Raw genomic sequence first — 21,655 nt, forward strand, 5'->3', positions numbered from 1 at the left:
TCAGGCCGAGGGTTCGGGCGAGGCATCGCCCTTCGGCACCGGCTTCGTCTTCGGCACCGCGGTGACGGAGGGCAGGCTGCCCGAGGGCGTGTTGTCGTCGTCGCCCTGGATCGGCTCGCCCGCCATGACCTTGCGGATCTCGTCCCCGGTCAGGGTTTCGTATTCCAGCAGACCCTGCGCCAGACGCTCCCATTCCTCGCGATTCTCGTTCAGGATCCGGCGCGCGTCCTGATAGCCGACCTCGATCAGCTCGCGGACCTCTTCCTCAATCAGCTCCTTGGTCTTGGTCGAGACCGAGAAGCCCCCGGTATTGCCCTGATAGCCCTCGTGCGCCTCAGAATAGTCGATGTTGCCCACCTTGTCGGACATGCCCCACCGCATCACCATGGCCCGCGCGATGGCCGAAGCCTGCATGATGTCGCCAGCCGGGCCGTTCGACACATGCTCCTCGCCCCATTTCAGGATTTCCGCCGCCTTGCCCGCCATGGTCATGGCGATCTTCTGCTTGGCCTCGTCCTTGTGGTAGTTCAGCCGGTCCATCTCGGGCAGCGACACCACCATGCCGAGCGCCTGCCCGCGCGGGATGATCGTCGCCTTGTACACCGGATCGCATTTCGGCAGTTTCAGTCCGACGACGGCATGCCCGGCCTCGTGATAGGCGGTCATTTCCTTCTGCTCGGGCGTCAGCACCATCGACCGGCGCTCGACCCCCATCATCACCTTGTCCTTGGCGTTCTCGAAATCTTCCATCGTCACGAAACGCCGCCCGACGCGCGCCGCCATCAGCGCCGCCTCGTTCACCAGATTCGCCAGATCGGCACCCGAGAAGCCGGGCGTGCCGCGCGCGATGACGCGCAGATCGACATCCGGCCCCACCGGCACCTTGCGGGCATGGACGGTCAGGATCTTCTCCCGGCCCTTGATGTCCGGGTTCGGCACATGGATCTGCCGGTCGAACCGGCCCGGGCGCAACAGCGCCGGGTCCAACACGTCGCGCCGGTTGGTGGCGGCAATGATGATGATGCCTTCGTTCGCCTCGAACCCGTCCATCTCGACCAGCAACTGGTTCAGCGTCTGTTCGCGTTCATCGTTGCCACCGCCGATGCCGACGCCGCGCGCCCGGCCCACCGCGTCGATTTCGTCGATGAAGACGATGCAGGGCGCGTTCTTCTTCGCCTGCTCGAACATGTCGCGCACGCGGGAGGCGCCGACGCCGACGAACATTTCCACGAAATCAGAGCCCGAGATTGTGAAGAACGGCACCCCCGCCTCACCGGCGATCGCCCGCGCGAGCAGCGTCTTCCCGGTGCCGGGCGGGCCGACCAGCAGCGCGCCCTTCGGGATCTTGCCGCCCAGACGGCTGAACTTCTGCGGATTGCGCAGGAATTCGACGATCTCTTCCAGCTCTTCCTTCGCCTCGTCGATGCCGGCCACGTCGTCGAACGTCACCCGGCCCTGCTTTTCCGTCAGCAGCTTGGCCTTCGACTTGCCGAAGCCCATCGCCCCGCCTTTGCCGCCGCCCTGCATCCGGTTCATGAAGAAGATCCAGATCCCGATCATCACGATGAACGGCAGCCACACACCCAGGAGCGACATGAAGCCCGATTGCTGCTGCTTGACCACATTCACCGTCACGCCCTTGGCGATCAGCGTTTCGGCGATCGGATCGGAGACGGGTTTGATCGTGGAAAAGGTCGCGCCGTCGCCCGTCTGATAGCGGACGTCCTCGCCGTCGATCTGGGCGGACTTCACATCGCCCTTCTCAACGGCGTTGATGAAGTCGGAATAGGCCACCTGCCGTGCGTTCATGGATGACTGGCCGTCCCCGAACAGGTTGAACAGCGCAAGTATCAGCAGAAACAACACGGCCCAGAAGGCCAGATTGCGTGCGTTGCCCAAGAGGCACCTCCAGATCAGACCGGGCCGCGGGACGCCGCCCGAGCCTTTCGTGTGAAAATAGGCATTACGGGGCGAGGTTCAACGGCATAATCCCGCAAAGGCGAAACTGCCGCGCCGGTTCAGCGTCTTCCAGCCCTCCGGACGGCCCGCGACGGGCGCCGCAAGCAGCCGGTTTCCGGCCCAGACGGCGGGCGAAGCCAGCACGGCGGCCCGGCTGAGCCCGGTGTCGCGCCAGGCCGGGCACTCCGCGATCCCCGCACCGAGGGCCACGACCTCGCCCGGCGGACCCTCGATCCGCCAGCCGTCCCAATCCTGCCCCACCGGCACGCGCAGCCCTGCCACCGCCCGCAGTTCCCGCGCAACGACGATCTGCCCGCGCGTGACGCGCAACCGGCAGCCGTGCAGCGTCGCATCGCGCGGCGCAGCGAGCAGCGCGGCCAGCTTCGCCGCCCGGGGCGGATACTCCGCGCCCGAAACCCAGACCAGCGCCGCATTCAGCAGCCTGCGCCGCAATTCCGGATCCAGCCCCGCAAAGGCCCCGGCATGGATCCGGATTTCCCCCCCCTGCTGCGTGACATGCTCCGCCCCCCAGTCCGACAGAAGCCGGTTCAGCGCCGCATCCGCCGCCGCCAGATGGCCGATCACCGCGCCGATCGTTTCAGGCGTCACCCCCGCGGGGCGCAGCGCCGCCATCGCCTGCCGGGCGCGGATACGGCCAAAGCGGGGGTTGTCGTTGCTCGGATCCTCGACCCAGCCGATCCCGCGCGCCCGCAGCCAGTCGCGCAGCCCCGCGCGGGGCACCGAGAGCAGCGGCCGGTGCCAGATCACCCCCTCGGCCGCGAACCGGGGGCGCATCCCGCTCAGCCCCTCAAGCCCGGCCTCCCGCGCGATCCGCATCAGGAAGGTCTCCGCCTGATCGTCGGCGGTATGGCCCAGCAACACCGCATCCAGCCCGCGCCCCCGCGCCCATGCGCCGATCAGCCGCAGCCGCGCCCGGCGTCCGGCATCCATCACATTACCCACCGCCGCCGCCCCGTCCCACCGCAGCACCGCATGCGGCACGCCAAGCGCGGCGCAATCGCGGCCCACCGCCTCGGCCTCCTGCGCCGAACCGGGGCGCAGGCCGTGGTCCACCGTCGCCGCCTCGACCGCAAATCCGGCCAGCAGCGCCGCATGCAGCAGCGCCGTCGAATCCCCACCCCCGGAAAGCGCAACCCCGACACGCGGGGGCGCATCGGGGCCAAGGCTTTCCCGCAGCAAACGGGGAAGGTCTAGTTGCATGCCAGTTGGCTCTGCGCGCCGGGCACCTTGCCCGCCGCCTGGCTGCCCGGGAACCGGACGGCGACTTCGCGCAACGTGGTGCAGGCTTCGGAGGTCTGGCCGAGCGCCCCAAGTGCCTTGCCCAGTTCGAGCAGGTTGTCCGCCGCGCGCGGCCCCGCGGGATCGGCCGAAAAGGCATCAAGCCAGGCGCGCGCCGCCCCCGGCACATCGCCCGCCCGGTTCAGCGCATCGCCCCGCAGATAGCCCGCCTCCGGCGTCAGGGGGCCACCCGGGTAGGTTTGGGTAAAGGTCGCAAAGAGGTCTGCGGCGCCGCGAAAGTCACCTTGACCGAGCACCCCCTTGGCCCGGTCGAAGTCCGTCTGTTCGTTTACCGTAAGATCGCCTTTCGGCGCGTTCGTCATGTTCGGCGCCGGCGCGGTCAGCGACGAGGCCCCCGCGCTTTTCGGCGCATCGCCCCCGCCGGAACCACCCAGCGGCGCATTGCCCACCGAACCCGGGTCACAGCCCTCTTCCAACTCGCAGACCCGGAACTCCAGATCGCCGATCCGGTTCGACCCGTCCTTCACCACCCGGTCGATCCGGTTCTGCAACGCTTCGGTCTGCGAGGTCAGCCGCGAGATCGAGGCCTCCATCGTATCCATCCGCTGCAACGCCGAAGCACCGCCCGCCGCCTGCATCCCCTTCGCGCCCGAAGCCACCAGCTCCGAGCGCAGCGATTGCAGTTGCGAAGACAACTGGCCGAGTTCCTTGCGGATATCGGCCAGCGTCTGCTTGTCCTGGGCAAAGGCGGGCGCCGCCAGCGCCAGCGCCATCGCCGCCCCTAGCAGAACCCGCCGCATCCCTTAGCTCCCCGCGCCGAGCGACAGAACCGTCACGGCACGGCGGTTCTGGTTGAAGCAGGTCTGGGTCGCGTCCGGGCAGATCGGGCGTTCCTTGCCATAGGACACGGTGCGCAGCCGGTTGCCCGCGACGCCTTGCGAGATCAGAAACTGCTGAACCGCCGTCGCGCGGCGCGCACCGAGCGCGAGGTTGTATTCGCGCGTGCCCTGTTCGTCGGCATGGCCTTCGATGATGGCGGAATAGTTCGGATGGCCGTTCATCCACTGCGCCTGACCCTGAAGGATCGAGATCGCCTCGGACGACAGCGTCGACTGGTCGACCGAGAAATGCACAATGTCGCCGACCTTCGCGTTGAAATAGGCGGGCGAATTCGGGTCGTTGACATTGCCCAGGGCCATACCGTCCACGCCGCCCGCGCCACCGGCACCGTATTGGCCGGACCCGTAGGCGCCACCGGGATCCTCGACGCCATTGCCGTATTTGTCGGGGTTGTTACAGGCCGCAAGGCCCAGGACTGCCAGCGCGAGCGCCGCCTTTGTTGCGAAGTTCATGTCAGTTCCGCCTTTTGTTTCCGCCCTTCGGGGCGACGTTATCAGATGCGATTTCCGTTGGGAATCAGGGAAGCAGCGGCCCCCAGGACGGATCCGACGCTCCGCCCGGATTGCCCACCTTGCGCAGGTTCCGCCCGGAGACATCGACGCTGTAAAGCTGTGCGCCGCCGCCCGCGCCCGGGGCTTCGCGGGTGAACATGATGACGCGGCCATTGGGCGACCAGGTTGGGCCTTCGTCGAGGTAGGAGGCCGTCAGCAACCGCTCCTCGGAGCCGTCCGTCCGCATCACGCCGATGAAGAACCGCCCGCCCGATTGTTTCGTGAAGGCGATCAGGTCGCCGCGCGGGCTCCAGACCGGGGTGCCATAGCGGCCATCGCCATAGGAGATCCGCACCGGCTCGCCGCCCGAGGCCGACATGATGTAGATCTGCTGCCCGCCCGAGCGGTCGCTCTCGAACACGATGCGCGAGCCGTCCGGGCTGAACGAGGGGGCGGTTTCGATCGACGGGCTGTTGGTCAGCCGCTGCGGCGCGCCGCCGTTGACGCCGGATTTATACAGGTCGGTATTGCCGTTCTGCTCCAGCGAATAGACGATCGACTGACCATTGGGCGCGAACCGCGGCGAGAAGGTCATCGTTCCGGGGGTCTCGGGCAGCAACTGCCCGGAGGCATTACCGACATTCATCAGCTTGATCCGGGGGAAGCCGGTCTCGAAGGTGGTATACAGCACCCGGTCGCCCGTGGGCGAGAACCGCGGCGCCAGCACGATGGTCGAACTGTCGGTCAGGTATTTCACATTCGCGCCGTCGTAATCCATGATCGCAAGGCGCTTCTGGCGGGCGTTCTTCGGGCCCGCTTCCGACACGAAGACCACGCGGCTGTCGAAATAGCCGCCCTCGCCGGTGATCCGGCTATAGATCACATCGGCCACCTTATGCGCCAGCCGCCGCAGGTTCGCCGCCGAGGCCGCGAGCTGCTGCCCCTGCCCCAACTCCTGCCCGGCATAGACGTCATGCAGGCGGAACTTCACCACCAGCTTGCCGCCCTGGCTCGACACGCCGCCGACGATCAGCGCCTGCGCATTGATCGCCTGCCAGTCGGCATAGCTGACCGGGGTGCCGAAGGAGCCGATCTTCTGGATATAGGCGCTGTCCTTGATGCGGCGGAACAGGCCGGTATTGTCCAGATCGGCCGCCACGATCTTCGTCAGTTCGGCCGCCGCCGACCCCGCGCCGCCCTCGTCCACGAAGACCGGCAGGGCATAGGGCATCGGCTCGACGACGCCTTCGTCGATCTCGATATGCAGCGGCCCCTGCTGCGCCTGCGCAAGGCCCGGACCGATCATCAGCGCCGCAACGGCGGCCAGTGCGAAACGGAACATCTCAACTTCCCTCGTTGGGCTTTGGCCCGTTTTAACGGTTCGGAACCCCGGGGCACATCACATCCCGTCGAGCGGCGGGATTTTCGTGCGACTGAGTTCTTTGCGTCACTTCATTCTCATCTTGTTCGGGTCGAACACGATCTCGATCTGCTGCCACCAGCCGTATTTCTCCTTCGGCAGCGGGAACCCGTCCGAACCACAGCGCACGATCGCACGCCGTGCCGCCTCGAACGCCTGCTTCGCCGCCGCCTCGGTGCCGCCGGTGAAGCTCGACATCTTGATCGACTTCGTGTCGGGCTTGCCGTTCTCGTTCATGTTGACGAGCACGGTGACCGAGGTCCGCATCGCCTCTGAGCTCAGCGCGCCGACGTTCCAGCAGGCCTTGACGTCCACGATCAGCGCTTCCTTCTCGCCGGCGGTGACCGGCGGGCCGTTCCTGGAAATGCCGAGCCCGCCTGAACCAGAGCCCTGCCCCTTGCCGGTGCCGCTGTCGGAGCCCATCGCCTCGGCAAGCGCGCCTTCGACCCCGCCGCTCTTGCCGGAACCGGAGCCGCTGGCGGCCTTCGCCTTGGCATCCGCGGCCTTCTTGGCCGCCGCCTTCGCATCCGCCGCGGCCTTGTCCTTCGCGGCCTTGTCCTTCGCGGCCTTGTCGGCGGCCGCCTTGGCATCCGCCGCAGCCTTTTCCTTGGCCGCCTTGTCCTTTGCGGCCTTGTCTTTCGCAGCCTTGTCCGCAGCCGCTTTCGCATCGGCAGCCGCTTTCTCTTTCGCCGCCTTGTCCTTGGCGGCCTTGTCCGCCGCCGCCTTCGCGGCCTTTTCCTTCGCCGCCTTGTCGGCAGCCGCCTTCTCCGCCGCCGCGATCTTCAGCTCCTCGGCCTTGTCATCCGTCGGCTCCGCTTCCACCGGCTTTACCGGCCGCCCCTTCGGACGCGCGGCGCTGGAGGGCGCCGAGGTCTGCTCGGGCTCTTCCGTCGGCTCCGGGGTCTGCTTCGTCGCGGCTTCGGGCGGCGCGGCGGCTTCCTTCGGCTTTTCGACCGGCTCGGGCTTTTTTGCCTCGTCGGGCTTTTCCTGCGGTTCGGCGGCCTTCGCGACTTGCATATCGGGCTCGGGCGCGGGGGCCGGAGCGGGCGCGATGCGCGGCGCCGGGCGCGACTTCGGACGCGGCGAGAAATCGGGCGAGCGGGTTTCCTCCGGCGTTTCGACCGGCGGCATCATCGAGGGCGGGATCTCCGTCACCTCGGCCTTCGGCGTCGGCGCGGCGACCTGCGACAGGTCGGGCTTCGGCTCGGGCTTCGCCGCAGGCGCGGGCGGGGCCGCGGGCGCGGAGGGCGGCGGAGGCGCCGCCTCGGCCGCCGTGTCCTCGGGCGTCGTGTCCTCGGGCGTCGTGTCCTCGGGCGCCGTCTCGGGGGGCGCCGTCTCGGGGGGCGCCGTCTCGGGTTCACCACCACCCGCAGGCGCGGCAGGCGCGGCCTCGCCCCTGGCCACGGTATCCTCGCCGCCCGCAGCCGCCTGCAATGCCTCGAAATCGGCCTGCGAAATCACCGCGACCTCGGTCATCTTCACCGGCTCGGCGGGTTTCGTCGGAAACCATTCACTGCCGACGATCGCCCACAGGACGACCACCGCGTGGAGCACCCCCGAAACGATATTGCCGGTCTTCTCTGCCCTGTCCATGCTCATGGCGGATCAGTTCCCCCCGGCTGTCGTCCCGGTCGGAGCCTTCCCCGTCAGCTGCGGCCCGCCGGTGTCGGTCACCAGCACGATATTGGTGAAGCCGCCCGCGTTCAGCGCGCCCATCACCTGCACGACATGCGCATATTCGATCCCGCCATCCGCGCGCAGATAAACCTTGTCCGAGGTCCGCTCCTGCGACACGGCACGCAGCTTCTCGACCAGTTCGGCCTCTTCCACCGGCGTGTTCATCAGCGAAACCGTTCCGTCCCGTTGCAGCGAAATCGTCAGCGGCTCTTCCTGCTCGGTCGGCACGGCCTTGGCCGCCGTCTTCGGCAGTTCGAGCGGCACGCCCACCGTCATCATCGGCGCCGCGACCATGAAGATGATCAGCAGCACCAGCATGACATCGACCATTGGCGTGACGTTGATTTCCGCCATCACGCCATGGCGCCCCTTGGCGCCACGCCGGCGGCGGCTCCCGCCCTCCGCCTTTTTCATCACCCCCGCGCCCATCGCTCAGGCGTCCAGCTGGCGCGAGAGGATGGTCGAGAATTCGTCGGCAAAGGCTTCGTAGCCCGCGGTGATCTTGTCCGCGTCGCCCGACAGCTTGTTGTAGAAGATGACCGCCGGGATAGCGGCGACAAGGCCGATCGCCGTGGCGACCAGCGCTTCGGAAATCCCCGGCGCGACGACGGCGAGCGAGGTGTTTTGCGAAATCGCGATCTCCTCGAAGGCGACCTTGATCCCCCAGACCGTCCCGAACAGCCCGACGAAGGGCGCGGTGGAGCCGACGGTCGCGAGGAAGCTGAGGCCGGAGTTCAGCGCCTCGCCCTCCTTCGCGATGGCGATGTCCATGGACCGGTCGATTCGCGCCTGCGCCCCGGCGATCAACTCGCCATCCTGCCGGTGGCTGCGGCGCCATTCCAGCATGCCCGCCGCAAAGATCCGCTGGCTCGCCCCCGCCGGGTTGGGTCCGATCTGGTCGAAGAGTTCATCCAGCGGCTCGCCCGACCAGAACGCCTGATCGAAGGCCGCCGCCTCGGACCGGGCTGCGCGGAAGGTGATGAATTTCCGCACGATGATCGACCAGGACCAGAAGCTGGCCAGGGTCAGGGCGATCATCACGATCTTCACGGTGAAGGATGCGCGCACGAAAAGCGCGAGCAACGAAAAATCGAGCTCCTGCGCGTGGGCGAGAGTTTGCTGGTCCATTTGGGTGCCTTTGGGCGTTCACTGCTCTTTGACGAAACCGTCTTCGCGGTTCCTTTACGCCGATTCTACCCGAGGTTAAGCGGGAACGCCATAACATCTGCGTCATCGCGCAAAAAAGCATGCCGCAGTGCGGCAAGCACGGGGCTGGACCCGTTCCGTTAACAGCCCATTCCGTCAACAGATTGCCGTCAATGCAGCGGCGGCGCAAGCCTCTGGCGCAGATCCGCGGGCAATCGCGCGGCGGCGCCCGCGTCATTCAGGCATACCAGCGTGACATGGGCGGTGAACAGCACTTCGCCCGCGCGCACCACCGCCTGATCCAGCACGATCCGCGCCCCGCTCGCCGCCACCAGATCCGTCGTCACCGTCAATTCGTCGTCGAAGCGCGCCGGGCGCAGGTAATCGGCCTCTACCCGCCGGACGGCGAAGACGATGCCGTGGTCCCGCTTCAGCGCGCCCTGGTCGATGCCGAGCGAACGCACCCATTCCGAGCGGCCCCGCTCGATGAACTTCAGGTAATTCGCGTAATAGACGATCCCGGCAAGGTCGGTATCCTCGTAATAGACGCGCAGGGGGAAGGTGTGGCTCATCGCATCCTCGCGGCAAGGCGCAGTGCATGGCTGGCATCATCGGCACAGGCGGGCAGCACCGGATCATAGCCCGCGCGGATCAGCGCCGCGACCCCGGGCCGCAGCACGGTGACACCCCGCGCCTGCGCCAGCGGCGGATGCGCGTCAAACGCATGTTCCCCCCAAAGCAGGATCACCTGCACCGCGAGCGACAGCGCGATGGTTTCCGCCGGAACCTCGTCCAGCGCGGGATCCATCCGGATGAAGGCGAAACAGGCGCGGATCGCGCCCTCCCGGTCAAATCGGAAAGCCCGATACTGGTTCGCACCCGCATCGTCGAGCCGGGCCACCGTCTCGGCCAGTCCCTCGACCAGCTGGTCGAGATTGGGCACCTCCAGCAGTTCCTGCCAGTCGCGGAAGAAGAACACCATCAGGTTCGCGCCCAGTTCGGGATCCGTCTCGGCCATCCTGTGCCCGGCCAGCGCCACCACCGCCTCGATCGCGCCCTTGACGGTGGCGAGCGTGGCGGCATCGACGCCGAACACCACCGGCACGATGGGCCGGCCCCAACGGGCGAAAAGATACGCGCCCTCCGCGCGGGTGAACATCTGGCTGATGTCTTCAGCGGTGAGGAGTTCGTCGGTCATGGCATCCCCCGGTTGCGCCGCCACATTAGGAGAATCCGCGCCCGGCGGAAAGGGCGGGCGCGACCGGATGCCCGCGCCCCCCGGCGGGCGCGGCCTGCGCCGGCCCCCATCAGACGCATTATCGGCGGGCAGGCGATGCTTGCCTGTTGACCGGCGTGCCGCGCTGCGGCACCCAGAGGCCACAAGGGAGGCCCGCATGTATCCAATCATCCGGCTGGCAAAGGCCATTTTGCTCGACCGCAACACCCCGATCGACATTTTCCAGCCGCTGGTGACCCGGCATATCGCCTGGCCCTGGGACATCGACCCGTGGATGGACCTGAACAACGGCCGCACGCTGACGCTGTTCGATCTGGGGCGGGTGGCGCAGATGCACCGGGCGGGGCTGTTCCGGGCGCTGCGGGCGAACCGCTGGGGCATCGTCGTGGCGGGCAACACCACGCGCTACCGCCGCCGGATCACCATGTGGCAGCGGTTCGAGATGCGCACCCGCTGCATCGGCTGGGATCAGCGCTTCCTGTATCTGGAACAGGCGATGTTTCGCGGCGGCGACTGCTGCAACCATATCCTGATCCGCGCGGCGGTCACCTCGCCCAAGGGGATCGTGCCGCCCGCCGACTTGTGCCGGGCGATGGGGCTGCCGCCCGAAAGCCCGCCCCTGCCGCAATGGGTGCAGGACTGGATCCGGGCGGAGAACGAACGCCCCTGGCCGCCGCAACTGTGATCGGCGGGTGGTTGCGCCCGGCCCCGGTTTGAGGCTTGATCACCCGGCAATGGAGGATTGGATGAAAACGCCAAGCAAACGGATCCTGGGCTGGTGGTTCTTCGACTGGGCGAGCCAACCGTTCAATACGCTCCTGCTGACCTTCGTCTTCGCGCCCTATATGGCCGATCTGCTGGGATCGGGCACCACGGCGCAGACCGTCTGGGGCTATGGCATCGGCCTTGCCGGGCTGGTGATCGCGCTCGGGGCGCCGTTCCTCGGTGCGATCGCCGACAGGTCCGGGCGGCGGATGCCCTTCATCGTGCTGTTTTCGCTGATGTATGTCGGCGGAGCCTGGGCACTGTGGCAGGCGGCGCCGGGGAATTACAGCCTGGTCCTGATCATGACCTGTTTCGCGATCGGCCTGATCGGGATGGAATTCGCCACCACCTTCACCAATGCGCTGCTGCCCGGGCTCGCCCCGCGCGAGCAGCTGGGCAAGGTCTCGGGCACCGGCTGGGCCTTTGGCTATGTCGGCGGGCTGGTGTCGCTGATCGTGATGCTGGGCTTCGTGCAGATCAACCCCGCCACCGGGCGCACGCTGATCGGCCTGCCGCCCCTGTTCGGGCTGGACCTCGCGGCGCGCGAGGATACCCGTATCGTCGGGCCGCTGACGGCGGTGTGGTATGCGCTGTTCATGGTGCCGTTCTTCCTGTGGGTGCGCGATCCGCGACCGGAGGGCTCGGTCTCCGTCCTGCGCGCCGCGCGCGACGCCTGGCCCACGCTGCGCGCCACGCTGAAGGGCCTGCCGAAGCGGCGCAGCCTGATGCTGTTCCTCATCGCCTCGATGCTTTACCGCGACGCGCTGAACGGGATCTACACCTTCGGCGGGCTGTATGCGAAAGGCGTGCTTGGCTGGTCGATCACCCAGATCGGGCTGTTCGGGATCCTCGGCACCATCACCGGCGCGGTCTTCGCCTGGGCGGGCGGCAAGGTCGATGACCGGCTCGGCCCGAAGGCGGTCATTGCCTTTTGCCTGCTGGTGCTGACGGCGGTGGTGGTGGCGGTGGCCTTCGTGTCGCGCGAACGGGTGTTCGGACAGGCGACCGCGCCCGACAGCCTGCTGCCCGACATCGCCTTCTACGCCCTCGGCGGGCTGATCGGCGCGGCGGGGGGCGCGCTGCAATCGGCCAGCCGCACGATGATGGTGCGTCAGGCCGACCCCGCGCATATGACCGAAGCCTTCGGCCTGTATGCCCTGACCGGCAAGGCCACCTCCTTCGTCGCGCCGCTGCTGATCGGGGTGACCACGCATCTGAGCGGCAGCCAGGCGGTGGGGATCGCGCCGCTCGTCGTGCTTTTCCTTGCCGGGCTGGTGCTGCTACCCTGGGTGAAATCATCCGGCGCAACAAGAGAGACCCCCGCATGAGACTTCTGCTTGCCGCCCTTTGTCTGGCCGCCCTGCCCGCCGGAGCGGAACCGCTAGCGCGTGAATTGTTCGGCGCGGCGAAGACCCCCTCGCACCAACAGCCGACGCCCGTCGGCTCCTATGCCCGGGGCTGTGCCGCCGGGCTGCAACCGATGCCCGAAAGCGGGCCGACCTGGCAGATGATGCGGTTGAACCGCAACCGCTATTACGGCCAGCCGGTGATGCTGTCCTATCTTCAGGATCTGTCGCGCTATGCCGCCACCCTGCCCGGCTGGCAGGGGCTGTATATCGGCGACATCAGCCAGCCGCGCGGCGGCCCGATGACCGGCGGGCATGCCAGCCATCAGATCGGGCTCGATGCCGATATCTGGATGCTGCCGCCGAAGCGGCTGAACCTCAGCCGGGCCGAGCGCGAGAAGATCAGCTCGATCCCGATCCGCACCGCCGACCAGACCCGGATCAACGGCAACTGGACCCCCGCCCACATGGCGCTGATGAAGGCCGCCGCCTCGGATCCGCGCACCGAGCGGATCTTCGTCGCCGCCGCCGCAAAGATCGCGATGTGCAATGCCGCGCCCCGGGGCGACCGCGCCTGGTTGCAGAAGATCCGGCCGATCTATGGCCACGAGACGCATTTCCACGTCCGGCTGAAATGCCCGCCGGGCTCGCCCCTGTGCGAGGTGCAGAAACCCACCGTCGCCGAACTGTCGAACGGCGGGGACGGCTGCGATGACACGCTGAACTGGTGGGTGACGACCTATCTGGACGAATTGCGCAACCCGCCGAAACGGCCCGCAGCCCCGGCGCCGAAGACCGCCAGGACCTATACCCTTTCCGATCTGCCCGCCGAATGCCGCAGCGTTCTCGCCTCACGCTGATCGGGGGGCTGGCGGGGCTGGCCCTCGGCCTCGGGCCACGGGGCACCCCGGCCCAGACGCACCCCGCACTGCGCGGGGAATTCCTGCAAAGCCGGGTGTGGAAACTGCCCGACCCGGAATTCGGCGGCTTTTCCGGGCTGAAGTTCCTGGATGACGGCCGTCATTTCGTCACCCAGTCCGACCGCGGCACCGTCTGGCGCGGCGAGATCGCGCGCGATGCCACGGACCGGATCATCGGCGTGACCCGGACCAGCGGGCCGGTAGTGCTGCGCGCCCGCGACGGCCGCCCCCTGCAACGGCGCGAGGCCGATGCGGAGGGCCTGGCGCTGGCGCCCGATGGCGGGATTTACATCTCCTTCGAGGGCGACCGGCTGGCCCGCGTCGCCTGGTATCCGACGGACGATGCGCCCGCGCGCGTCCTGCCACGGCCCATGGCGTTCAACGCCATGCAGCTCAATTCCTCGCTCGAAACGCTGGCGGTGGATGCGCGGGGCACGGTCTACACCCTGCCCGAACGCTCGGGCGGGACCACGGTGCCCTTCCCGGTCTGGCGCTGGCGCGATGGCAAATGGGACCAGCCCTTCGCGATTCCGCGCGATCACAGCTGGCTGGCGGTGGATGCGGATTTCGGCCCGGATGGCCGGTTCTACCTGCTGGAGCGCGATTTCTGGGGGCTGCTCGGTTTCCGCACCCGGGTCCGCGTCTTCGATTTCGGCGAGGACAGCGTGTCGGGCGGCGAAGTGCTGGTCGAGACCTCGGCGGGCACGCATGACAATCTCGAAGGGCTCGCCGTCTGGCGCGACCGGCAGGGCGCGATCCGGCTGACGATGATCTCGGACGACAACCAGCGTTTCTTCCAGCGCACCGAATTCGTGGAATACCGGCTGCGCCCCGAAAAACCTTGACCGGGGCGCGGGGCGGGCGTATCCGCGCCGCTGTCTTCGGACCATGTCCCCGCGACCATGTAAAAACGGTGAACCATGAAACGTCTGATGCCCGGCATCCTCGCCATGACGATCGTCGTCGTGGTGTCCAACATCCTGGTGCAGCACCTGTTCGGCCAATGGCTGACCTGGGGCGCCTTCACCTATCCCTTCGCCTTCCTCGTCACCGACCTGATGAACCGCCTCTACGGGCCGCAGGCCGCGCGGCGGGTGATCTATGCGGGCTTCGCGGTCGGCGTGGTCTGTTCGATCATCGGCTCGCAGATGCAGGGCGAATTCGGCGCGCTGGTCAGCCTGCGCGTCGCCATCGCCTCGGGGCTGGCCTTCCTGTGCGCGCAACTGACCGATGTCTCGGTCTTCAACATGCTGCGGCGGCTAAGCTGGTGGAAGGCGCCGCTGTTCGCCTCTTTCCTCGGCTCCTGCCTCGATACGGCGATCTTCTTCACCGTGGCTTTCGCCGCGCAGCTGAGCTTCCTCGAACCCTCGAACGATGTCGCCTGGGCGAACGAGGTGCTGCCGCTTCTGGGCGTCGGGCCGCAGGTTCCACTGTGGGTTTCGCTCGGGCTGGCCGATTGGTGTGTCAAAGTTGCTATAGCCGTAATCGCTTTGACGCCTTATCGGGCAATCGTCTGGAGAAACACGCCACGGGTTGCGTGAATTAACTTGCCATAGACCAGATATGTGCCACCTTCAGCTTATCGGCAACGCATGAAAGGAGGTGGTCCAGTGTCTAGAGTGATATTGGAGAGAGGTGTCGGGACAGCCAGGGGGGCCGAGGCCTGAGGGCAACCCCAAGGGTCGAGAACCCTGGCTGGGACGGATGGATCTTGTCCAAGACCCTAACCGGACCATCTCCGTAGATCTCGGAGGGCCGCGTGCGGATGCCGCGGCCCTTTCTATTTCGGCAGTTCCCGGCCCCACCCGCCGCGACCGCCCCCCCCGTTTTCGTCCGCGGAACGCCGCTGCCCTGCGCATGTCTCGGCCCGCGCAGGCGCGGAATCCCTCTCGGCAAAGCGTCTCCGCGCGCCCGGACGCCGCCGGGCGGGATTTCCCCGGGGGTTCACAATCCCACCCGCGCACCGATCTGAGGCTGGAAACCGCGGGCCATCCGTGGCATGCCGTGGCGGTCAAAGAAAAAGGAACCTGCGATGAGCGATGCCGACGTGTCCGCGATGAGCTTCGAACAGGCGATGAAGGAACTTGAGGGCGTCGTCGGGCGGCTCGAACGCGGGGAAGTGCCGCTGGACGAATCAATCCGGCTTTACGAGCGCGGCGCCGCGCTGAAGGAACGCTGCGCGAAACTGCTCAAGGAGGCCGAGGAGCGGGTGGAGAAGATCACCCTCGGCGCCGATGGCGCACCCACCGGGACGGTGCCGGTCGAAGGTCTGTGATGTTTCCGGAACGTCTGTCTCAGGTGCAGCACGCGGTTGGCGCCGCGCTGGACGCCGCGATCGCACGCTATCCGGCGGGTCCGCTGCGCGACGCGATGGCCTATGCGGCGACGGGTGGCAAGCGGCTGCGGGCGTTTCTCGTGCTCGAAGTCGGCGGCGCTGTTCGATGTGCGGGATGCGATGCCCGCCGCCGCGGCGGTCGAGGCGCTGCATGCCTATTCGCTGGTGCATGACGATCTGCCCTGCATGGATGACGATGACCTGCGCCGGGGCCTGCCGACGGTCCATGTGAAATGGGATGAGGCGGTGGCGGTTCTGGCGGGGGATGCGCTGCAAACGCTGGCCTTCGAGCTTTGCACCGATCCCGCGCTCGGCCCGCATCGGGTGGAGCTGGTCGCGGCGCTGGCCGGGGCATCGGGCGCACGCGGCATGGTCTATGGCCAGATGCTGGACATTGCGGCGGAAACCGCGCCTGAGCCGCTGACCCTTGCGGAAATCACCCGGTTGCAGGCGGGCAAGACCGGGGCGCTGATCTCCTTTGCCGCTCAGGCAGGGGCGATTCTGGCCGGGGCGGAGCGGGCGCCGCTCGCGGAGTATGCACGCGCGCTCGGGCTCGCGTTCCAGATCGCGGACGATATTCTGGATGTCGAGGGCTCCGAGGAAGCCGCCGGCAAGCGGCTGCACAAGGATGCGGAGGCGGGCAAGGCGACCTTCGTCTCGCTCCTCGGGCTCGACGGGGCCAAGCGCCGCGCCGCCGAACTGGTGGCCGAGGCCGAAGCCGCCCTTGCGCCCGTATGGCGAAAAGGCCGAAACCTTGAAACAGGCGGCGCGCTATGTGATCGCCCGCGACAAGTGAGCCAGCGATGAGCCAGACCCCGACCCTCGACCGCGTGCATCTGCCTTCGGACATGAAGGCGCTGTCGGATGCCGACCTGAAGCGGCTGGCAACCGAATTGCGATCGGAAACGATTGCCGCCGTTTCGGAAACGGGCGGCCATCTGGGCGCGGGGCTGGGGGTGGTCGAACTGACCGTGGCGCTGCATGCCGTGTTCGATGCGCCGCGCGACAAGATCATCTGGGACGTGGGCCACCAGTGCTACCCGCACAAGATCCTCACCGGGCGGCGCGACCGGATCCGCACGCTGCGGATGAAGGGCGGGCTGTCGGGCTTTACCAAACGCTCCGAAAGCCCCTATGACCCGTTCGGCGCGGGGCATAGCTCCACCTCCATTTCGGCGGCGGTGGGCTTTGCGATGGGGCGCGAACTGGGCGCGGAAACCGGCGATGCGATTGCCGTGATCGGCGACGGGGCGATGTCGGGCGGCATGGCGTTCGAGGCGATGAACCACGCAGGCCATCTGGGCAAGCGGCTTTTCGTCGTGCTGAACGACAATGAAATGTCGATCGCCCCGCCGGTCGGCGCGCTGTCGGCCTATCTGACCCGGCTTTATGCCGAGGCGCCGATGCAGGATCTGAAGGCCGTCGCCAAGGGCGCGGTGAGCCTGCTGCCCGAACCGTTCCAGGAAGGCGCACGCCGGGCGAAGGATCTGCTGAAGGGCATGGCGGTCGGCGGCACGCTGTTCGAGAAGCTGGGATTCACCTATGTCGGCCCGGTAGATGGGCATGATCTGGACACGCTGCTGCCGCTCTTGCGCACGCTCAAGGCGCGGGCGAAGGGGCCGGTGCTGATCCATGCGCTGACCAAGAAGGGCAAGGGCTATGCCCCCGCCGAGGCCCGCGCCGACAAGGGCCATGCCACCGCGCGGTTCGACGTGGCGACCGGGGCGCAGGTCAAGGCGCCGTCGAACGCGCCGAGCTATACCAAGGTCTTTGCGCAAAGCCTGATCCGCGCGGCGCAGCGCGATGAAAAGATCGTCGCGATCACCGCCGCGATGCCCGATGGCACCGGGCTCGACCTGTTTGCCAAGGAATTCCCCCGCCGCTGTTTCGACGTGGGCATTGCGGAACAGCACGCGGTGACCTTTTCCGCCGGGCTGGCGGCGAGCGGGATGAAACCGTTCTGCGCGATCTATTCCACCTTCCTGCAACGCGGCTACGATCAGGTCGTGCATGATGTCGCGATCCAGCGCCTGCCGGTGCGCTTCGCGATCGACCGGGCCGGGCTGGTGGGCGCGGATGGCGCGACCCATGCCGGGGCCTTCGACATCGGCTTCATGTCCTCGCTGCCGGGCATGGTGGTGATGGCAGCGGCGGATGAGGCGGAACTGGTCCATATGGTCGCCACCGCGGCGGCGCATGACGAAGGGCCGATCGCCTTCCGCTATCCGCGCGGCGAGGGGATGGGCGTCGAGATGCCCGATGAAGGCCGCGTGCTGGAAATCGGCCGGGGCCGGGTGGTGGTCGAAGGGACGCGCGTCGCGATCCTGTCCTTCGGCACCCGTCTGGCCGAGGTGCTGAAGGCGCGCGAGGCGCTGGTCGCGCGCGGCATCACCCCCACCATCGCCGATGCGCGCTTTGCCAAGCCGCTGGATACCGATCTGATCCTGCGACTGGTGGCGGAGCACGAGGCGCTGATCACCATCGAAGAGGGCGCCATCGGCGGCTTCGGCAGCCATGTGCAGCAGTTCCTGCACGATCAGGGCGTGTTCGACCGGGGCTATCGGTTCCGTTCCATGATCCTGCCCGACACCTTCATCGACCATGCGAATGCCGAGGACATGTATGCCTCCGCCCGGATGAACGCCGCGGATATCGAGGCGAAGGTGCTTGATCTGCTTGGCGTGGCGGTGGCGCGGCGGGCCTGACAACCCCGTCATGCGCGGCGCGCAAACCTGAATCCATAGCCCCTGTTTCCTCCGACGGTTTGCGTTAACGCTGCCACCGCCGGGTGAGTCGCCTGGCTCTCGAAAGGAAACGGAAATGCTGCAAAACAAGGTCAACCGCCAGGTCATCCTCTGGACCACCCTTGTCGGCGGATTCTTCAGTTCGCTGGTCAAATGGGGATCCGAGGTCAACATGCCGCCGCGGGTTCCGGGCGAAGTCTCCCCGCCCGGCGCGCATATCGACGCCTGGCTCGGCTGGCTCGGGGTCAATTCGCATTCGCTCGATTACGTCTATCAGGGCGCGACGGTCTCGGGGGCGATCACGCTCTATCACTGGCTGTTCAGCTTTGCCTTCGCCTTCGTCTATGTGGCGGGGTCGATCTGGTGGCCGCAGATCCGGCTGTGGTTCGGCGCGCTTTACGGGCTGGTCATCGCGGTGGTGATGCACGGCTTCCTGATCCCGCTGCTGGGTTTCCGCAACCCGGTGTATGCCGATGGCGCGAAGGGCTGGATCTGGAACCTGAACGCGGCGGAACTGTCGAGCGAGATCCTCGGCCATATCTACTGGTCGGTGTCGATCGAGGTCTGCATGATCGCGGTGCTCGCCTATCTGGGCCGTCCGATCAAGGGCAACTGGGTCGCTTAATCTGCGTCCTGCGCGGCCAGTAACCCCTCGGCCACCAGCCGCGCCGCCCAACCCTCCGGCCCCTCGAACCGATGCGTCTTCCAACCCCGGATGTGGGCGGTGGCGATATTGTCCGCCCGGTCGTCGGTGAACAGGATCCGCGCACCGGTCAGGCCGGTCTCGGCCTCGACCCGCTCGTAGATCGCCGGATCGGGCTTCGCGATGCGCAGATGCCCCGACACGAAGGCCCGGTCGAATTCGCGCAGGAAGGGGTAGTGCTCCTGTGCCAGCGCAAAGGTCTCGACCCCGAAATTCGTCAGCGCGAACACCGGCACGCCCCGCGCCCGCAACGCCCGCAGAAGCCGGACCGACTGCGGAATCTCTGGCGCGGCCATGTGCAGCCAGTCGTCGTGCCAGCGCAGGATCGCGTCACGCCAGCGCGGATAGCGCGCGGCGCAGGCGGCGACGGTTTCCCGAAACGGCCCGCCCCGGTCGATCACGTCGTTCATCGCATGCAGGTCGACCTCGGCGAACATCGCCTCCCGCGCGACACGCGGCATGATGCTGTCGTAATGCCGTTCGGGTTGCCATTCGATCAGCACATTGCCGATGTCGAAGATCACCGCCTCAACCATTCTCCCTCCCCGCCGCGCGCACCGCGCGGTCCAGCGCATCCAGGAAATGCGAGCGGTCGGCGCGGCTGAACGCCCGCCCGCCGCCCTGCCGGAACGGATCGGCCGCGCGCAGATCCGCCATCAGGTCGCGCGTCGCCAGCACGTTGCCGATATTCGCGGGCGTCAGCGCCTCGCCATCCGGGCGCAGCACGCGCGCCCCCGCCGCCACGCATTTCGCCGCAAGCGGGATGTCATTCGTCACCACAACATCGCCCGGCCCGGCGCGGTCGGCGATGTATTTGTCCGCCTCGTCCGGGCCCTGCGCGACATAGACCATGCTCACCAACGGATTGGCCGAAGGCCGCAGCCCGCCGTTCGACACGAAGGACAGCGGCACGCGCAGCCGGGTGGCCACGCGCTCGGCCTCGTCCTTCACCGGGCAGGCATCGGCATCGACCCAAATCACCGCCACAAAGCCTCGGCATGGAAGGCGATGTGATCCTCGATAAAGGTCGAGACGAAGAAATAGCTGTGGTCGTAGCCCTTCTGCATCCGGAAGGCGCCGGGCTGCCGCCGCACCGCCATCGCCTGTGCCAGCGCCTCGGGGCGGAGCAGGTCGAGGAACTGATCCGAGGCGCCCTGGTCGATCAGCACCTCGCCGTCAAAGCCCCTCTCCGCCATCAGCACCGAGGCGTCATGCGCCCGCCAGCGGCTTTCGTCCGGGCCCAGATAGGCCGCGAACTGCTTGCGGCCCCAGTCGCTGCCCGTCGGATTCGCGATCGGCGCGAAGGCCGAAACCGAGCGGAACCGCCCCGGCAGGCTCATCGCGAGGGTCAGCGCGCCATGCCCGCCCATCGAATGGCCGGTGATCGCCTGCCGGTCCTCGGCGATCTCGAAGCCCGCGGTGACGACGCGGGGCAGCTCCTGCGCGAGGTAATCCCACATCCGGAAATGCGGCGCCCACGGATCTTGCGTGGCATTGACGTAGAACCCCGCCCCCTGACCGAGGTCATAGGCCGCGTCATCCGCCACCCCCGGCCCGCGCGGCGAGGTATCGGGGAAGACCAGCGCGATGCCCTGTTCGGCGGCAAACCGCTGCGCGCCCGCCTTCACCATCGCGTTTTCATGGGTGCAGGTCAGGCCCGACAGATACCACAGCACCGGCACCGGGCGCTCGATCGCCTCGGCGGGCAGGAACAGGCCGAAAGTCATTTCGCAGCCGGTGACCTCCGACGCATGCGCATAGACCCCCTGCATCCCGCCGAAGCACCTGTTTTCCGAAATCGTGCGCATGGCGCCCTCCTTAGTGATGCGTGACCCAAGCGATGACGCCTGGGATGGTCAGGATGCTGACCGCCGTCGAGATCAGGATGGCGGAAGACACCCGCTGCATCGCGATCCCGAAATACGCCGCCAGAATGTAGACATTCCCCGCCACGGGCAAGGCCGCGGCGGCGATCATCACCCCCGCGGCAAAGGGCTCGACCGGAAACAGCCACAGCGCCATCCCCGCCACCGCCGCCGGATGCAGCACGAGCTTGGCGAAGGACAGCCAGGCCGCCGGGCCGGGCCGTTCCGCCGAGGTCGCCGCGAGCGAGGCGCCGATCGCGAACAGCGCGCCGGGCGTCGCCGCCGCGCCGAGCAGCGCCAGGAAATCCGCGAAAGCCTGCGGCATCGGCAGGTGCAGCCCGGACCAGGCCAGCCCCGCCGCCATCGACACGATCATCGGATTGCGCAACAGGCCAAGCGCGATCGGCCCCGGCGCGACCCTGCCCTGCCGCGCGGCGGTAACGATCACGGTGATCAGCGTCGAGAACACCACCATATCCGCCGTCAGCACCATCAGCACTGGCCCCGCCGCCTGTGGCCCGAGCAGCACCACCAGCATCGGCACGCCCAGAAAGCCGGTGTTGCCGGTCATGCAGGCATGCGCCTCCATCGCCGCTTCGGCGAGCGGCAGGCCCCGCGCCCGGGCGACCGCGAAGCCAATGGCCCAGACCAGAACCGAACCCGTCAGATAGGCCGCCAGAAACGCCGGATCGAACAGCTCCCCGATCGGCAGCGTTGCCGAAAACCGGAACAGCATCGCCGTCAGCGCGAAGTAGAACACGAATTTCGTCAGCGCGGCGGTCGCCTGCGGCGGAAAGAACCGCGCCCGGCCCGCGCCATAGCCCAGCCCGATCAGCGCGAAAAAGGGAAGTGTCCTGAGAAAGATCGCCAGCATGACGCAGGGCTAG

The 21,655-nt window shown here is 67.6% G+C and carries 22 protein-coding genes and 1 pseudogene; 9 read left to right on the top strand and 14 right to left on the bottom strand.

What is annotated here, in order from left to right:
- From ftsH to QM789_RS16680, 10 genes are all read right to left on the bottom strand, one after another.
- On the bottom strand, window positions 1-1,899 hold the full coding sequence (ftsH, locus tag QM789_RS16635; protein WP_420352951.1) for an ATP-dependent zinc metalloprotease FtsH: 1,899 nt from the start codon (window positions 1,897-1,899) through the stop codon (window positions 1-3).
- A 78-nt stretch (window positions 1,900-1,977) separates the two neighbouring features.
- Entirely contained in the window at window positions 1,978-3,180 is a 1,203-nt protein-coding gene (gene tilS / locus QM789_RS16640) for a tRNA lysidine(34) synthetase TilS (protein WP_420352952.1), read from the bottom strand.
- Entirely contained in the window at window positions 3,171-4,019 is an 849-nt protein-coding gene (gene ybgF, locus QM789_RS16645; protein ID WP_420352953.1) for a tol-pal system protein YbgF, read from the bottom strand. The genes tilS and ybgF overlap by 10 nt, the downstream gene beginning before the upstream one ends.
- A 3-nt stretch (window positions 4,020-4,022) precedes the next feature.
- Window positions 4,023-4,571, bottom strand: a complete 549-nt coding sequence (pal, locus tag QM789_RS16650) for a peptidoglycan-associated lipoprotein Pal (protein WP_420352954.1) — start codon at window positions 4,569-4,571, stop codon at window positions 4,023-4,025.
- A 64-nt stretch (window positions 4,572-4,635) separates the two neighbouring features.
- Window positions 4,636-5,952, bottom strand: a complete 1,317-nt coding sequence (gene tolB, locus QM789_RS16655; protein WP_420352955.1) for a Tol-Pal system beta propeller repeat protein TolB — start codon at window positions 5,950-5,952, stop codon at window positions 4,636-4,638.
- 105 nt (window positions 5,953-6,057) lie between these two features.
- Window positions 6,058-7,629: a hypothetical protein gene (locus QM789_RS16660; protein WP_420352956.1), complete on the bottom strand. Its 1,572-nt coding sequence runs from the start codon at window positions 7,627-7,629 to the stop codon at window positions 6,058-6,060.
- A 6-nt stretch (window positions 7,630-7,635) separates the two neighbouring features.
- Entirely contained in the window at window positions 7,636-8,136 is a 501-nt protein-coding gene (gene tolR, locus QM789_RS16665) for a protein TolR (RefSeq protein WP_420352957.1), read from the bottom strand.
- A gap of 3 nt (window positions 8,137-8,139) precedes the next feature.
- Entirely contained in the window at window positions 8,140-8,835 is a 696-nt protein-coding gene (gene tolQ, locus QM789_RS16670) for a protein TolQ (RefSeq protein WP_420352958.1), read from the bottom strand.
- A gap of 188 nt (window positions 8,836-9,023) precedes the next feature.
- Window positions 9,024-9,425 (bottom strand): tol-pal system-associated acyl-CoA thioesterase, encoded by a 402-nt coding sequence (gene ybgC, locus QM789_RS16675; RefSeq protein ID WP_420352959.1) that lies wholly within the window; start codon window positions 9,423-9,425, stop codon window positions 9,024-9,026.
- A complete protein-coding gene (locus tag QM789_RS16680; protein ID WP_420352960.1) occupies window positions 9,422-10,051 on the bottom strand; it encodes a hypothetical protein in 630 nt (209 codons plus the stop codon). Before QM789_RS16680 ends, ybgC begins: the two co-directional genes overlap by 4 nt.
- A gap of 196 nt (window positions 10,052-10,247) precedes the next feature.
- Between QM789_RS16680 and QM789_RS16685 the strand changes: the two genes are divergently transcribed.
- The 9 genes and pseudogenes from QM789_RS16685 (at window position 10,248) to QM789_RS16725 (ending at window position 18,825) form a co-directional block, all read left to right on the top strand.
- Complete coding sequence (locus QM789_RS16685; RefSeq protein ID WP_420352961.1) at window positions 10,248-10,775, top strand: acyl-CoA thioesterase; 528 nt, start codon at window positions 10,248-10,250, stop codon at window positions 10,773-10,775.
- Window positions 10,776-10,836: 61 nt separating this feature from the next.
- Window positions 10,837-12,183 (top strand): MFS transporter, encoded by a 1,347-nt coding sequence (locus QM789_RS16690; protein WP_420352962.1) that lies wholly within the window; start codon window positions 10,837-10,839, stop codon window positions 12,181-12,183.
- Entirely contained in the window at window positions 12,180-13,061 is an 882-nt protein-coding gene (mepA, locus tag QM789_RS16695) for a penicillin-insensitive murein endopeptidase (RefSeq protein WP_420352963.1), read from the top strand. The genes QM789_RS16690 and mepA overlap by 4 nt, the downstream gene beginning before the upstream one ends.
- Window positions 13,034-13,966 carry an esterase-like activity of phytase family protein gene (locus tag QM789_RS16700; protein ID WP_420352964.1) on the top strand — a complete coding sequence of 311 codons (933 nt, stop codon included), beginning with the start codon at window positions 13,034-13,036 and terminating at the stop codon, window positions 13,964-13,966. The genes mepA and QM789_RS16700 overlap by 28 nt, the downstream gene beginning before the upstream one ends.
- A 75-nt stretch (window positions 13,967-14,041) precedes the next feature.
- Entirely contained in the window at window positions 14,042-14,662 is a 621-nt protein-coding gene (locus tag QM789_RS16705; RefSeq protein ID WP_420352965.1) for a queuosine precursor transporter, read from the top strand.
- A 491-nt stretch (window positions 14,663-15,153) separates the two neighbouring features.
- Window positions 15,154-15,396: an exodeoxyribonuclease VII small subunit gene (locus QM789_RS16710; protein ID WP_420352966.1), complete on the top strand. Its 243-nt coding sequence runs from the start codon at window positions 15,154-15,156 to the stop codon at window positions 15,394-15,396.
- A pseudogene (locus QM789_RS16715) lies at window positions 15,396-16,252 on the top strand (polyprenyl synthetase family protein). The gene QM789_RS16710 and the pseudogene QM789_RS16715 overlap by 1 nt, the downstream one beginning before the upstream one ends.
- A 7-nt stretch (window positions 16,253-16,259) precedes the next feature.
- Window positions 16,260-18,161 carry a 1-deoxy-D-xylulose-5-phosphate synthase gene (gene dxs / locus QM789_RS16720; protein WP_420352967.1) on the top strand — a complete coding sequence of 634 codons (1,902 nt, stop codon included), beginning with the start codon at window positions 16,260-16,262 and terminating at the stop codon, window positions 18,159-18,161.
- Window positions 18,162-18,276: 115 nt separating this feature from the next.
- Window positions 18,277-18,825: a YagU family protein gene (locus QM789_RS16725; protein WP_420352968.1), complete on the top strand. Its 549-nt coding sequence runs from the start codon at window positions 18,277-18,279 to the stop codon at window positions 18,823-18,825.
- Here the strand turns inward: QM789_RS16725 and QM789_RS16730 are convergent.
- From QM789_RS16730 to QM789_RS16745, 4 genes are read right to left on the bottom strand one after another with little or no spacing between them, the layout of a single operon-like run.
- Window positions 18,822-19,439, bottom strand: a complete 618-nt coding sequence (locus QM789_RS16730; RefSeq protein ID WP_420352969.1) for an HAD family hydrolase — start codon at window positions 19,437-19,439, stop codon at window positions 18,822-18,824. The two genes, QM789_RS16725 and QM789_RS16730, sit on opposite strands and share 4 nt — an antisense overlap.
- Window positions 19,432-19,884 carry a YaiI/YqxD family protein gene (locus QM789_RS16735; RefSeq protein ID WP_420353333.1) on the bottom strand — a complete coding sequence of 151 codons (453 nt, stop codon included), beginning with the start codon at window positions 19,882-19,884 and terminating at the stop codon, window positions 19,432-19,434. The genes QM789_RS16730 and QM789_RS16735 overlap by 8 nt, the downstream gene beginning before the upstream one ends.
- Entirely contained in the window at window positions 19,881-20,711 is an 831-nt protein-coding gene (gene fghA, locus QM789_RS16740) for an S-formylglutathione hydrolase (protein ID WP_420352970.1), read from the bottom strand. Before fghA ends, QM789_RS16735 begins: the two co-directional genes overlap by 4 nt.
- A gap of 10 nt (window positions 20,712-20,721) precedes the next feature.
- Entirely contained in the window at window positions 20,722-21,642 is a 921-nt protein-coding gene (locus tag QM789_RS16745) for an AEC family transporter (RefSeq protein WP_420352971.1), read from the bottom strand.
- Window positions 21,643-21,655 lie beyond the last annotated feature (13 nt).

The sequence above is a fragment of the Paenirhodobacter sp. genome (assembly GCF_047600745.1).
In the GTDB taxonomy this organism is placed as follows: Bacteria; Pseudomonadota; Alphaproteobacteria; order Rhodobacterales; family Rhodobacteraceae; genus Rhodobacter.

What these genes read in the sequence shown, in the direction of transcription:
- tilS (WP_420352952.1), bottom strand. Translation starts at nt 3,180, where the DNA reads ATGCAACTAGACCTTCCCCGTTTGCTGCGGGAAAGCCTTGGCCCCGAT.
- ybgF (WP_420352953.1), bottom strand. Translation starts at nt 4,019, where the DNA reads ATGCGGCGGGTTCTGCTAGGGGCGGCGATGGCGCTGGCGCTGGCGGCG.
- pal (WP_420352954.1), bottom strand. Translation starts at nt 4,571, where the DNA reads ATGAACTTCGCAACAAAGGCGGCGCTCGCGCTGGCAGTCCTGGGCCTT.
- tolB (WP_420352955.1), bottom strand. Translation starts at nt 5,952, where the DNA reads ATGTTCCGTTTCGCACTGGCCGCCGTTGCGGCGCTGATGATCGGTCCG.
- QM789_RS16660 (WP_420352956.1), bottom strand. Translation starts at nt 7,629, where the DNA reads ATGAGCATGGACAGGGCAGAGAAGACCGGCAATATCGTTTCGGGGGTG.
- tolR (WP_420352957.1), bottom strand. Translation starts at nt 8,136, where the DNA reads ATGGGCGCGGGGGTGATGAAAAAGGCGGAGGGCGGGAGCCGCCGCCGG.
- tolQ (WP_420352958.1), bottom strand. Translation starts at nt 8,835, where the DNA reads ATGGACCAGCAAACTCTCGCCCACGCGCAGGAGCTCGATTTTTCGTTG.
- ybgC (WP_420352959.1), bottom strand. Translation starts at nt 9,425, where the DNA reads ATGAGCCACACCTTCCCCCTGCGCGTCTATTACGAGGATACCGACCTT.
- QM789_RS16680 (WP_420352960.1), bottom strand. Translation starts at nt 10,051, where the DNA reads ATGACCGACGAACTCCTCACCGCTGAAGACATCAGCCAGATGTTCACC.
- QM789_RS16685 (WP_420352961.1), top strand. Translation starts at nt 10,248, where the DNA reads ATGTATCCAATCATCCGGCTGGCAAAGGCCATTTTGCTCGACCGCAAC.
- QM789_RS16690 (WP_420352962.1), top strand. Translation starts at nt 10,837, where the DNA reads ATGAAAACGCCAAGCAAACGGATCCTGGGCTGGTGGTTCTTCGACTGG.
- mepA (WP_420352963.1), top strand. Translation starts at nt 12,180, where the DNA reads ATGAGACTTCTGCTTGCCGCCCTTTGTCTGGCCGCCCTGCCCGCCGGA.
- QM789_RS16700 (WP_420352964.1), top strand. Translation starts at nt 13,034, where the DNA reads ATGCCGCAGCGTTCTCGCCTCACGCTGATCGGGGGGCTGGCGGGGCTG.
- QM789_RS16705 (WP_420352965.1), top strand. Translation starts at nt 14,042, where the DNA reads ATGAAACGTCTGATGCCCGGCATCCTCGCCATGACGATCGTCGTCGTG.
- QM789_RS16710 (WP_420352966.1), top strand. Translation starts at nt 15,154, where the DNA reads ATGAGCGATGCCGACGTGTCCGCGATGAGCTTCGAACAGGCGATGAAG.
- dxs (WP_420352967.1), top strand. Translation starts at nt 16,260, where the DNA reads ATGAGCCAGACCCCGACCCTCGACCGCGTGCATCTGCCTTCGGACATG.
- QM789_RS16725 (WP_420352968.1), top strand. Translation starts at nt 18,277, where the DNA reads ATGCTGCAAAACAAGGTCAACCGCCAGGTCATCCTCTGGACCACCCTT.
- QM789_RS16730 (WP_420352969.1), bottom strand. Translation starts at nt 19,439, where the DNA reads ATGGTTGAGGCGGTGATCTTCGACATCGGCAATGTGCTGATCGAATGG.
- fghA (WP_420352970.1), bottom strand. Translation starts at nt 20,711, where the DNA reads ATGCGCACGATTTCGGAAAACAGGTGCTTCGGCGGGATGCAGGGGGTC.
- QM789_RS16745 (WP_420352971.1), bottom strand. Translation starts at nt 21,642, where the DNA reads ATGCTGGCGATCTTTCTCAGGACACTTCCCTTTTTCGCGCTGATCGGG.